At 42.0% G+C, this 13,547-nt stretch carries 9 protein-coding genes; 1 reads left to right on the forward strand and 8 read right to left on the reverse strand.

Translation table 11 applies throughout. The features are described 5' to 3' along the window. Positions 1-2 precede the first annotated feature (2 nt). From E0H77_RS06575 to E0H77_RS06610, 8 genes are all read right to left on the reverse strand, one after another. Positions 3-770 carry a glycosyltransferase family 2 protein gene (locus tag E0H77_RS06575; protein ID WP_131376026.1) on the reverse strand — a complete coding sequence of 256 codons (768 nt, stop codon included), beginning with the start codon at positions 768-770 and terminating at the stop codon, positions 3-5. Beyond that, positions 767-1,522, reverse strand: coding sequence for a polysaccharide deacetylase family protein (locus E0H77_RS06580; RefSeq protein ID WP_131376029.1), 756 nt, complete (start codon positions 1,520-1,522; stop codon positions 767-769). The genes E0H77_RS06575 and E0H77_RS06580 overlap by 4 nt, the downstream gene beginning before the upstream one ends. Continuing rightward, positions 1,519-2,547, reverse strand: coding sequence for a glycosyltransferase family protein (locus tag E0H77_RS06585; RefSeq protein ID WP_131376032.1), 1,029 nt, complete (start codon positions 2,545-2,547; stop codon positions 1,519-1,521). The genes E0H77_RS06580 and E0H77_RS06585 overlap by 4 nt, the downstream gene beginning before the upstream one ends. Positions 2,548-2,568: 21 nt before the next feature. After that, positions 2,569-3,459, reverse strand: a complete 891-nt coding sequence (locus E0H77_RS06590; protein WP_131376035.1) for a mitochondrial fission ELM1 family protein — start codon at positions 3,457-3,459, stop codon at positions 2,569-2,571. A 66-nt stretch (positions 3,460-3,525) separates the two neighbouring features. Continuing rightward, the gene (locus E0H77_RS06595; RefSeq protein ID WP_131376039.1) at positions 3,526-4,452 is read right to left on the reverse strand and encodes a branched-chain amino acid transaminase; all 927 of its coding nucleotides are present in this window, start codon (positions 4,450-4,452) and stop codon (positions 3,526-3,528) included. Between the two features lie 26 nt (positions 4,453-4,478). Then, positions 4,479-7,223 (reverse strand): bifunctional [glutamate--ammonia ligase]-adenylyl-L-tyrosine phosphorylase/[glutamate--ammonia-ligase] adenylyltransferase, encoded by a 2,745-nt coding sequence (gene glnE, locus E0H77_RS06600; RefSeq protein ID WP_131376042.1) that lies wholly within the window; start codon positions 7,221-7,223, stop codon positions 4,479-4,481. A 75-nt stretch (positions 7,224-7,298) separates the two neighbouring features. After that, positions 7,299-8,570, reverse strand: coding sequence for a sensor histidine kinase (locus E0H77_RS06605; RefSeq protein ID WP_131376045.1), 1,272 nt, complete (start codon positions 8,568-8,570; stop codon positions 7,299-7,301). A gap of 895 nt (positions 8,571-9,465) precedes the next feature. Beyond that, positions 9,466-12,714: a type I restriction endonuclease subunit R gene (locus tag E0H77_RS06610; protein WP_131376048.1), complete on the reverse strand. Its 3,249-nt coding sequence runs from the start codon at positions 12,712-12,714 to the stop codon at positions 9,466-9,468. 167 nt (positions 12,715-12,881) lie between these two features. Here E0H77_RS06610 and E0H77_RS06615 point away from each other — a divergent pair, with 167 nt between their 5' ends. Continuing rightward, complete coding sequence (locus E0H77_RS06615) at positions 12,882-13,490, forward strand: hypothetical protein (protein ID WP_131376051.1); 609 nt, start codon at positions 12,882-12,884, stop codon at positions 13,488-13,490. Positions 13,491-13,547: the final 57 nt, after the last annotated feature.

Consider the following 13,547-nt stretch of genomic DNA (forward strand, 5'->3'; position numbering starts at 1 on the left):
GCCTATTTATTTTTATCCTTATTCATGGTCTGCTCAAACAACTTGGCTTCTTTTAAAAATGCATAAAAAGCATTAATCATACTATTTACAAAACCACGCCAGCCATTCAAGAAACTACGACGGATAAAATAGGATTTCATAAAAGTCATCGGCATCACCAAAACCAATTTTGTAAGGCTTGGTGACTTTCCTTTTTGGTATTTCTCTAATGCTTTTAAATTGGAATATTGATTATTTTTTTCGACTTTAACGAAAATGCTCGACTCACCATAATGATAAATATCATGTTGAGCACGCTGAGATTCGCCATTCACAATTACATTTTCATGGACTTTATTGGCAAGGTCATAATGCCCTTTAGACTTGCGGAAAAACCGCACCTTCGCATGTTTTTTTGTATGTTTACTGTTGGGAACACCTAAGAACACATCATTAATTGGTGTGATTAATGCATCAAGCTTGTTCTGTTGAATAGTCTCAACAATTTCTTGTTTTAACTCGCTAGATAAGACTTCATCACCATCTAGGTTGAGTACCCAATCATTTCTACATTTTGCTAAAGCCAAACTTTTTTGCCCAGCATAACCTTGCCAGTCTTGGTGAGAAATTTGCGTATTTTCAAAGCGCTGAGCAATTTCATAAGTGTTATCAGTACTGCCTGAGTCTAAAATAATAACTTCATCAAAATCACTGACACTTTGCAAAGTTCGCTCTAACCAAGCACCACAATTTAAAGTGACAACATAGACACTACATGGAATTTTATTCATAACTTATAACGTCCTTTAGCAAGGGCGATACGCATCTGTAAAGCATTCATGGCACCATGCGTGCTGACACGTGGAATATTAAATTGATTCATTGTTTCATACGCCTCGATTTTTTTACGAGTCGATACTGCATTTTTAAAGCCAATCTCTTGAGCCATTTTTTGGTGCTTTTCGTTAAATCGACCAAATGGATAAGCAAAGCTAGGGCATTTTCCAACTAATGCTTCGACATCGCGTTTAGACTGAAGCATTTCATCATAAGCAGTTTGATCATCAAGCTTAAGTAAGTTCACATGATGTTGGGTATGCGCACCAAATTCAATAAAACCAGAATTCGCCATTTCATGGATTTGCTCATGCGTTAGCTTTTCGATTCCTTCAATTTGGGTTGCCAAATAAATGGTTGCCTTCGCGTTATATTTTTTAAGTAATGGATAGGCATAAAGATAATTATCCATAAAGCCATCATCAAAACTTAATGCAACCACATTCTTTTGATTACGGTATTGTTCAAGCTCAGAGACAAAACAAAAAGTAGTTCCTTTACGCGTCAACAACTGTAAAAGTTGTTCAAACTTTTCAGGAGGCATATTCATACCAGAGGCTACATCTTTAGGGGTAACCTGATGTAACATCACAATGCGTGGTAGTTTGTTCGAACGAAACGGAAGCCAGAATGTATAATTACCCAGCATATATAACAGTGCAGCAAGTACTAATAGTCCTACTGCAACGTACAAAAACCACATCATGCATAAACCTCATGTGACCATTCATAATCTTCTGAAAGGGGCTGCTTAAATGTCACCTCAACCATAAACTGGGTAATGCGCTTAGCATTGAAAGATTTACGTGTTTTCTCCCAGCCCTCTTTCGCTATTTTTTCAGCCTGCTCTGGATTTTGATCAAAGAATTGTATCTTCTTGGCTAAGTCAAACTGATCATCAAAGTAAACGACTTCCTGATCAGTGTAGAGTTTCTCAAAGCCCGGAATTCTTGGGCTAAAGGTGAGTAAACCATTCCCCGTCAGTTGTACAATACGGTCAGAACTATACAAGGTTACATCATTACAGCGTGAGTAATTAAGTCCCATTTTTGTTTCAGACAGAACTTTATAATAAGCTTTACCATAAACACCTGGTTGTTCAAAACAACCATAATATTGATAGTTTACATGACCTTGTTGCAAAGCATCTGCCAAGTCCTTTAAGAACTTCTCACGCTCAGGTTCTTTATAGACCACACCACAGAAAATAAAAGTCTTGTCCGTCTTAGAGTTTGAAAACTGTTGCAGAGTCTCAACATTGCGATGACCAACATTTGGTAAATAGGCTACGCTTAAATGAGGCTGTTTTAGCTTCTGTAAATACTCACCACCAGTTGTACAGAAGATAGCATCCAAATACGGCGAAAATGCTTTTACAAAGCCAAGTTTATTTTCTAGATAAAGCGGGTCAACATACCAAAATGCAATTTTAGTCTTTGGATAAGATTCTTTAATCTGTCTGAGAACATCTGGACTCATTAAGTCACTATGTCCAATCAGTACCAGATCAGGTTCAATGTTATTGACGACTTTTAAGACTTCTTTATTAGCCCAATTGGCACCCAATTTTTTTGTTTTAAAAATGGTACCCATTCGAGCCATATCACGAAAGCTAAAATCATAAACGAAATGGCCATTTTCAATTAATCCGGCAGAAATTTTACGGTCTGTGCAGTAAAAATGTGCGCCTTGTTTATTAAAGCCAAAATTTGCAATATGCAATATTTTCATTTACTTACTCAAATATAAAATTTAAATTTTTGCTAAAAGATATGTTGCCACACGTTCTGCTTCTTTAAAAGTGCTTGCCGCAGGCAGTTGTTCTAAATTGGTTATCGAGGAGACAAATTGTTTTTGTAACAGCCCATCAACGGCTTGCGTAATACGGTCTTGCTTGAGCCGATCAATCTCAATCAGCCCGACACGGCAACCTGCGGTCAGGGCTTCAAACAGCATCGATACACTGTCTTCAGTCACCCAAACCGCTTCGGCTTTTTGCATTTCTTCAAAAATCCAGCCTTGTGGTGTCTGTTCCACAGGGAAAATCTGTAGCTGAGCCGCATAAGTTTGCTGTTGTAATTGTCCCAAAAAATCACTCGGGGTACGGCGCGAGGTGGTTAAAATAATCGTTGCTTGTGGTTGCTGCTCGGTAATGCCTTGAATAGCTGCCAGCACTTTTTCAGCGTTCCATCCATGACGTTTGGATGAACCACCCAAGGCAATCAGGATTCGATTGGCTTGATGACGTTGCTGATTCACAATGGGATTGAGCGCACCTTGGGTCACGATGACTTTGTCCGATGCAGGCACAGCATCATGCTCGGGAATCACCGCATAATCAAAACATCCCAATGGCAAACTTGGTTTCATCAAAATCACAGTTTTGGCATGTGGGTAAACTTTCCCCATGAGCCATACACGCAAATGGGTATGACTACCGACCCCAAAAATAAAAGTCGGTGCTTGTTCAACCTTGGCGCATTGCTTGGAAAAAATAGCCCCGATCAAACTCAAAATCGGCAAATCAGCAATCGAGATTTCCTGAAAAGAGCTGTTCGCATGTTGGCGCTGCATCGCCTGATACAATCCCAAAGCTTGCGAACGATGCCCTGCCTTACCATCACTGATATACACCACATGCATACTGATTTTTCCACTCGCATAAAAAAAGCGAAACCGAAGTTTCGCCCTTATCTTAACTGATTCAGCTTATTTTACGTAAGTTAACCAGTGTTCGTATTTCGGATTTTTACCCTGAACGGCATCAAAGTAAGTCTGTTGAATCAACGTGGTGATTGGGCCACGGCAACCTTCACCAATTTGACGGTCATCGTATTCACGAATCGGGGTGACTTCCGCAGCAGTACCTGTAAAGAATGCTTCATCAGCGATGTAGAATTCATCACGGGTAATACGACGTTCAATCACTTCAATACCCAAATCTTTGGCAATGGTAATGATAGTTTGACGGGTAATACCATCAAGCGCACCACCTGCAATGTCAGGAGTATGCAATTGACCATCTTTCACCAAGAACACGTTTTCGCCAGAACCTTGGCAAACGTAACCTTGTGGATCCATCAACATTGCTTCGTCGTAGCCTGAATGAGCCACTTCCTGATGCGCAAGAATAGATAAAGTATAGTTACCTGATGCTTTTGCTTTACACATGGTCACGTTTGGATGGTGGTGCGTAAATGAAGACGTTTTTACGCGAATACCTTTCGCCATCGCTTCTTCACCAAGGTATGCACCCCAGCCCCATGCTGCAACTGCAGCATGAATCGTATTGTCAGTTGCGGCAATACCAAGTTTTTCTGAACCAATCCAAATAAGCGGACGTAAATAGCAAGAAGCCAATTTATTTTCACGTACTACATCAATTTGCGCTTGCTCTAACGTTGCTTGATCAAATGGAACTTTCATTTGATAAATTTTTGCAGAGTTAAGCAAACGTTTGGTGTGTTCTTTTAAACGGAAAATTGCTGTTCCTTTTGGTGTTTCATAGGCACGGACACCTTCAAACACGCCCATACTGTAGTGTAATGTATGGGTTAAGACGTGAACTTTTGCATCACGCCAATCTACTAATTTTCCATCTTGCCAAATAAAACCATCACGATCAGCCAAATTCACGGCACACACTCCAAATTTTCACATCATTATTCACTGTCCAAGGCTTGTGCGCTTGGATCAATTAATCTCTGCCATAACTTGCAAACGATCTCGCGGGTGTCGCGCCATTGTGCAGCTTGAACTTGCATGTTTTTGTTTGCAAGTGCTAGACGGTGGCTCTCGGCTCGTTCACTTAGATAAGCTTGAATCAAAGCCTGCGCATCTTGGCTGGGTAAGCAATCTAACCGCGCAGCATCTTCAAGGATTCGGACATTGTCAGAGAAATGGGCGAGATCGGGCTTCGTCCCACTCCATGCCAACACCATATACTGTGCCATAAATTCAATGTCAACGATACCACCTGCATCCTGTTTTAAATGAAAAATCCCATCTTTTTTTTGCTCTTTGCTTGAGCCTAAATGGTCTTTCATTTTCTGGCGCATTTTTAAGACTTCGGTCTGAACTTCACCTTCATCGCGTTTTTGCGTCAGAATTTCACAGCGAAGCTGCTCAAATTGCTGTCTTAAGCCCAAATCCCCCGCTATTGAACGGGCGCGAACCAGTGCCTGATGTTCCCAAAGCCATGCACTTTTCATTTGATATTGCTCATACGCTTTCAGGCTGGTCACCAATACCCCAGCTTCACCCGAAGGACGCAAGCGCGTATCGATTTCATAGGCACGACCATCAAGGGTTTGCGTGGTCATCAGCGACATAAATTTCTGTGCAACCCTTAAAGCAAACTCAAAACCGCTAATCGATTTACGCCCATCGGTATCAGCCTGTTCATCCAGATAATGAATAAATACCAAATCTAAATCTGAGCCATATCCAAGTTCAATGCCGCCAAGTTTGCCATACCCAATCACAATAAAGCCTTTTTGGTCGATTGAGCAGCGCTGTCCATCTTGCGTGACAGGATAGCCGTGCTTTTGCGCCACAATTTCATATGCCAGATGCAAAGTTGCTTCCACACAAACTTCAGCAATATCGGTTAGGGCATCGGAGACTTTCATGAGTGGACTTTCGGCAAGCACATCACTGGCTGCAACGGCCAATACATGGCTTTTCTTAAACAAACGTAACACACGCATCAGGTCTTCCACCTGATCCAACTCGATACGCAACAACTGATAACGCATGGATGCTTCCAAATCGGCACGGCGTGGCAGTTCAAAATCCATCGACAAGAATTCATCGAGGAGTACTGGATAATGCGTCAGTTCCTCACAAATCCACGGGCTGACTTCTGCCATTTTGACCAAACGCTGCAACGCCCCTTTGTTTTCAATCAGCATCACCAAATACACAGTACGGCGCATCACCGATTCAATCAGCGGCATCAGGCGCAGCAACGCCACTTGCGGCTGCTGTGCCTGCAACATTGCAGTAATCAACGGCGGCCAAAAAGCTTTTAACCGCTCAACTGCTTTGGCAGGAAGTTTTTTAATGGCGTGTCCATGCCAAAACTCATGGATGAGGTTTTGCGCATCCTCATCAAGCACTTCGAGTAACTGTTGTTCGAGTTCAGCGCTATCCGCATCCTGCTGATCAAATTCATTTTCCCGAATCAGGTTTTTAAACTGCAAGCTCACCTTGTCACGTTTCTGATTCAGTACAACTAAGAATTCATCCCATGTGGCATAACCCAGAGTTTCTACCATCCGCTGACGCAATACAGGCTCAACAGGCAACGCTTGGGTTTGCTGATCATTGAGTGCCTGAATCGCATGTTCGACGCGGCGCAAAAACAAATACGCATCTTCAAGATCATAGATAATTTTCGGTTCAAGTAAACCGACAGCACCAATATGTTCTAAGCTGGTCAGACAGGTACGGTCTTGCAACTCAAGTTTTGAACCGCCGTGAATGAGCTGAAATACCTGCACAATAAACTCAATTTCACGAATCCCACCTGCTCCCAGCTTGATGTCATCATGAATATTGCGGCGCGCTACCTCACGCTCAATCATCTGTTTCATTTCACGCATAGCTTCAAAGGCGCTGTAGTCAACATAACGACGGAACACAAAAGGACGGGTCATTGCCATCAGGCTATCGCCTTTCTCTCCAGTAATGACTCGCGCCTTAATCCATGCGTAGCGTTCCCACTCTCGCCCATGCTGAATCAGGTATTTTTCTAAGGCAACATGACTAATGGCCAGTGCCGAACCATCTCCCCATGGACGCAGGCGCATATCAACCCGAAACACAAAACCTTCTGCGGTCATATGATCCAGCAAATAAATCAGCTTTTGCCCCCACAAAATACAGAACTGCTGTACCTCAATGCATTTTCGCCCGTTGGTTTCGCCTTGTTCATCAAAAGCAAAAATCAGGTCAATATCACTAGATAAATTCAGTTCTTGCGCACCGAGTTTGCCCATACCAATCACGATCAGGTCTTGCACCTGACCGTCATAACCCATCGGTTCGCCATGTTTGGCTAACAATGCTGGCAGAGCAAAAGCTTTTGCAGCACAAATACAGGCATCAGCAAAATCGGAAAGTTCACGAGTAAGCTGTGGCACGGTGGTCTGTTGGTTAGCGTCCTGCCAAATCCAGCGAAACATCAGGCGGGCACGTAAAATTCGTAACTGACGCATCCATTGAATTTCATCATGGATACCTGCAAGCGTTTGCTCAACATAAGCAAAAATTTCAGCAGTAGATAATATCTGATGAAAAGGATGATCTTGGTCATCTTGCTGTAATTGGTCAGCATACTGTGCCAAGACTTGTTCTGCGTATTGACTGGCGTGAAGTGTTTTTTGTAATTGATCGTGGTTCATGATCAGCGTATTTCCCGTATAGCTAAGCGTAGTTATAGCAGGAGAAATAAACTTTTGGAAAATAAAAGTGAGCTTTTAGTGCGCAGCCAACTGATCTTGATGTAACGGTAATGCACTATGCTCATCTTGAGCTTTCGGCAAGATCACAGTAAAAGTTGTACCTTGACCTTCTTTCGAAGTTACCCGAATTTCACCATGATTTAAGTCAACAAAGCGTTTACACAACACCAGACCCAAACCTGTCCCACGCTCGCCTGCCGTACCCTTTAGTGAGGTTTTAATGCGCGGCTCAAATACATGCTGTACCTGCTGCTCAGTCATGCCCAAACCTGTATCGGTCACAGACAATTGAACCTGCTCCCCATAGACACCAGCACTAATCGTCACTTGGCCCGCGCCATCAACAGGTGTAAATTTCAAAGCATTTGAAGTCAGATTTTGTAGCACGGAGGTCAGCATATTAATGTCAGCAAACACCCGAATATCATCAGGAACCTGATCCACTAAGCGAATTGTCTTTTTCAGGGCAAGACTGCTCAGCACATCCATTACAATATGACTGCACTGTTTGAGTTTAAAATTAATCGGATGATAAACAAAATGCCCACCCTCGGCCATCGCCCAATCGAGCAAATTTTCCAGCAGGTTATAAGTGGACTTGGCCGTGTCATTCAAATAACTGGCAATATTTTGGATACTGGCTGGATCAAGAGTATCAAATTCCTCTGCCAGCACATCTGAAAAACCCAGTAAGCCATGAAATGGCGCACGTAAATCATGGGCAATAATCTGAAAAAACTTGGTACGGCTAGAATTTAACGCCGAGAGCTGCTCATACGCTTCTTTAAGTTCAGTATGTTCAAATCGCAGTTCTATATAGCCCAGCATTCCCTCTAACAATGATTGAACCTGCTCAATATCCTGTGGGTTAAAATCGGCTGAGGACTGATCAAAAAACATCAGTTGACCAATACTGTTTTGATTCACCACCAGATTTAACGCAAGCAAACGCTGGTGATCAAAAAAATGATGTTTCAAATGTTCTGAAAATTTTGAATAATTTGGATGTTTTGGAGAAATTACAGCATAATCATTGGTATAACAGACTTGCAGTTGAACTGCCAATTTAGGATTTGCTGGATAAACCTGAAAACCTTGTTGCGTAACAAACCAAGCATAAGGCTCATGATGAAATGCCCAAACAGCAAATTCCACATTGAGTAAACGACGTGCCATTTTCAAAAAAATGTCGATCTGATTGCGCGGGCTAGTAACCCCCAACAACAAGGACAGCTTACAATCACTCATTTGATCGGCTTGGTTGAGTTCTAACAATTTTGGCTGCATGCCTCGCCTCACATATCCTTTCGTACTGGCATTGTTTTCAAGTATCACCTTAATGAAAACCCCGTTTTCAATTAACAAAATAACACACTAAAGTCATTTTTTTAAAACAAACATCGAATCATTTTATTTTTTTTGTAACCAATACCTTCCGATCATAGCTATCTAAATCATAAGGTTTTTTATTTTTTTTCGAAGTTATCTATAACCATTTTTTTTGCCAACTAGATCACTAATTTTAGTATTTAAAAAGAAAATCAATTGCAAATTATTGTGATGAAAATTTTTGATAAATTTCACTCAAAAATTCTAAAAAAACTGTATATGTGGAGAAAGCAAACGGCGATTTAGCTCAACAATGAGTCTGTCGAATCCAGAAAGTATGAAGCAGAATTGAATCAATAACGCTTTAGCCAATCCATGAAAAACCTTCCATGAGCGTATCGACTGCCAAAGCCCACTTTTCTCCCAACTGTGATGATCACAGAGGTTGTCTTTAGCGCAATAAACCGCTCAAGGCGTACTTTTAGCTCGCCTGTCAGAATAAGTAGATCCAATTTGGGAAACCATAAGGGTTAACTTGGCTAACTATTGTAGTTTAGACATCCAGAATTTTACTGTAAGCGTTTATTTTGGTTAACAAGGAGGCCAATTTATGGATAAAACTTAATCAACGATTAAATATCTTTGTATTAAGAATGCTGTAAGTTAATAGTTTTTTATAAACAACAAAAAACCGAAGCGGTTGGCTTCGGTTTTTTTAAATCTTTATACCAGATTTATGGTCCGAGGGTCGGACTCGAACCGACACGTTCTCTCGTTGATTTATAAGCACTTTTTAAGATTACCATACCTACAGGTACTCATCCAGGTACTTATTCTACAAAATGACACCTCATTATGCTGCACATTCAGAGAGCTCATCTGCTAACTGCTCAGCTTGTTCTAGTATCGTTTCTGTAGCCAATAAAGCCATGTCTGGTGGATAGCCATACTTCTTCAATAGACGCTTAACAATCACTCTGAGCTTGGCTCGTGCAGACTCCTTGATGGTCCAATCCAAAGTAACACTCTTACGAATGGACTCAGTCAGGACAACAGCAAGTTCTCTCAGAATCTCTTTCTGCATTAGCTCTCTTGCGCTGTCATTCTCTGCTACTGCTGAGTAGAAGGCATATTCGTATTCGGTGAGGTTAAGCTCCTGTGCCAGCTTGTCAGACTCTTGAATCGCTTTAGCCAACTTGATCAGTTCATCAATGACCTGTGCCGCTGTAAGTACCTTGTTCTGATAACCCTTAATTGCTGAACTCAGCATGTCCATCAGCTTCTTACCTTGAGTGACACTACGATGCCCTCGCATCTTGATCTCATCATTCAGAAGCTTCTTCAATGTCTCTAAGGCAATGTTCTTATGCTCATACCCTTTCATCTCTTGCATGAACTCATCAGAGAGAATCGAAATGTCAGGCTTCTGAATCCCTGCTGCATCAAAGATGTCAACGACTTGCTCAGTGACTAAGGCTTCATCAATGGTTTGTTTTACCTTGGCTTCAAGCTCTGAATTACTGAGACCTGTTATATTTCCTGTGCCATCACCAAATTTAGCTAAACGTGCTTTAACCGCTTGGAAGAAGGCAACGATATGTGCCGCTTCCATTGCTGCAGGATGAGGAGTTGCTAATGCAAAGGCTTGTGACATGGCTGCCACAGCATTAAGGAATCTCGTTCGGCCTTGCCCTTGGTCAACACCGAGAATGTGATCTTCAGCTTCAAGGATGATACTGAGCTTACGAGAGGTTGTCGCTTTGAAATATTCTCGATAATCGTAACCATGCATGATGCCATCAAGTACTTCTAATTTCTCTTGTAAGATCGTGGCTGCTTCATCTTGCACAAGTGCTGGGTCACCCTTACCACCAGCTTCAGAATAGAATGACAAAGCTTCCTTAAGATCTGAAGCAATCCCCAAGTAATCAACGACCAAACCACCAATCTTATCTTTATAGACTCGGTTCACTCGTGCAATCGCTTGCATGAGATTATGGCCTTTCATTGGTTTGTCGATATACAGCGTGTGCATACTCGGTGCATCGAAACCAGTCAACCACATGTCACGAACAATCACGAGCTTCAGTTCATCATCGTCATCTTTCATACGATTAGCCAAGAGCTGACGCTGCTGCTTGGTCGTATGGTGTTTTGCAATATCCTCACCATCTGAAGCAGAGGATGTCATCACAACTTTGATCACGCCATGATTCAAGTCATCGCTATGCCACTCAGGCTTAATTTTGACAATCTCATTGTAGAGCTCTACTGCAATACGGCGCGACATGCTGACGATCATGCCCTTACCCTGATTGGCATTGGCAATGAGGCGCTGTTCAAAGTGTTCCACAATGTCTTTTGCAATCGCCTGGATACGTTCTTTACTACCGATGAGCCCTTCAACGCGTGCCCATTTCGCACGTTCTTTTTGGGTCTGGTTGAGGTCATCTTCACTGAACTGTTCATCAAACTGCTCGATCAGCTCTTTGCCTTCATCACTAATAGCAATTTTAGCCAAGCGGCTCTCATAGAAAATACGAACCGTTGCGCCGTCTTCTACAGCTTGAGAAATATCATAGATGTCAACATAGTTCCCGAAGACTGCAGGTGTGTTTACATCATTCTTCTCAATCGGTGTTCCTGTGAAGCCAAGGTAAGTTGCATTGGGTAAAGCATCGCGCATGTATTTGGCAAAACCATAGACAGTGCGCTTACCAACGACTTTGCCTTCAGCATCTTTTACATCGACCTCTTTGGCATTAAAACCATACTGAGAACGGTGTGCCTCATCAGCGATAACAACAATGTTGGTTCGAGCTGAAAGCTCTTCGTAGACACTCCCACCATCATCAGGTTGGAACTTTTGGATCGTCGTAAAGATCACTCCACCAGAGCCAACCTTGAGTAACTCTTTGAGCTCCTCCCGTGAATCAGCTTGCTTGGGTGTTTGTCTAAGAAGTTGACTCGATGCTGCAAATGTTCCAAACAGTTGATCATCCAAGTCATTACGATCTGTGATCACGACAACAGTTGGGTTATCGAGTGCAAGGACAATCTTACCTGTATAGAACACCATAGACAGGGATTTACCTGAACCTTGAGTGTGCCAAACAACACCAGCCTTTCGGTCACCGACTGCTTGCTGTTGTACAAGTTCGAGCTTACTTCTCCCCTGATGTTGCATGGCAAGCTCGGCAGACTTCGAGTCCGAAGTTATTGCAGACGCACGAATAGTAGAGAGTACTGCTGCATTGACCGCATAGTACTGATGATAAGCAGCCATCTTCTTGATGGTCTTAATAGTGATTAGACCATTGGCATCTTCTTGCTTACTCGACTCAAACACGATGAAGTGTCGAATCATATCTAACAAAGTTACTGGATTAAGTAAGCCCTGAATCAATACTTCGAGTTGTGCCTGGGTTTTCTTCGCTTTTGTTTGACCATTGGTGGTCTTCCAAGCCATATAACGACTCAGGTCAGCAGAGATTGTGCCTGCTTTCGCTTCTAAACCATCTGAAATGATGTTAAAGGCATTGTAGGTAAATAGTGACTGAATCTGACTCTTGTAGGTTTGAAGCTGCTTATATGCGCCCTCAACAGTAGCATTCTCATCAACAGCATTCTTCAGCTCGATCACCACTAGAGGTAAACCATTTACATAAAGGATCAAATCTGGACGGCGCTCCCAGCGATCTTCCCGAATGGTGACTTGATTGACCACAAGGAACTCATTGTTCAATGGCTCGTTAAAGTTAATTAACCAAGCAAGCTCACCTTGTGTATTCCCCTCTTTGGTTATCTCAATGTTAATACCTTCAGTCAGCAGTCTATGGAAATGCTGGTTATTCGACAGTAAATCTGGTGACTGGATGTTGGTAATTTGTTTGAGTGCTTCAATACACTTATCTTCGCTTAACTGGGGATTTAAGCGTTGTAGTGCTTCTAATACTTTGGATTCTAAGATGACTTGCTTATAGCTTCGTAAAGGGTGACTTGCTTTAGACTCAATCTCTGGTCCATAAATATAGGTATAACCTAGTCCCTCTAGTTGTTCTATTGCCATCAGCTCTATGTCTGATTCAGTCATTCTAGACATGGTTCCTCAATATTCTTATAAAGTCAGATGCTTACCCTATCATACTCCCATTACTATTTCAGTAAGCACCTATACCTTTCACTTCAGCTTAGTCCAAATATCTCAGTCATTGCTTTTTATCTGAGGATATTGGATATTTGCACCATAGCGAAACTTGAGAACAAGAAATGGCAAACATCCTGATTAGAACAAGCTGGAATACCAATAACTATCAAAAACCTGCAGGTGTAGGTCATCTTGCAGAAAACCAAATCAACTATGTAAGCAGTGAAGGTTTTGGTGCAGAAGAATGGAACTTCAATAAAGGTGATTTAGTGGGTGACTTGTTGTATGGCTATATTCGCCCCGACTTTAAAACATTAGTCGGTAAAACCCATAACATTTACTTTTATACGAGAAGCCCCTCAGGAGAGTTATTCCTTGTTGGGCACTACACTGATGCTTACTTTTTAACGAATCAGGAGCGCTACCTACTCAGAACTGAGATGGATAAACAGGGACTCGTTCAAAAGCGTATTGATCAGGTCTATACGACCTTACAGTCCATTCCTGAATTTCAGCACTGTACACGTGAAGAAGTTGCACTAGAGTTTCCAAACATGAGTAGTTTCAAACTCCAGGTTAAACCAGAAAATGCCATTCTCTATAGCAAGATGCGTCCCTTTTCAGAAGATGTTTGGAACGACCTTTCGCCTGATAAGAAACTATGTCGTAGATACCGTGGCTACAACCATATCCCCAATCTAAAACAGTGGGTTGAAGCAACTCAACAATAAACATGTATTGAACCTAGTACAAGTCATCTAGCTCAATGCAAAAAGGTGAAGCTCTCA

Source organism: Acinetobacter brisouioides, from assembly GCF_004331075.1.
Classification (GTDB): domain Bacteria; phylum Pseudomonadota; class Gammaproteobacteria; order Pseudomonadales; family Moraxellaceae; genus Acinetobacter.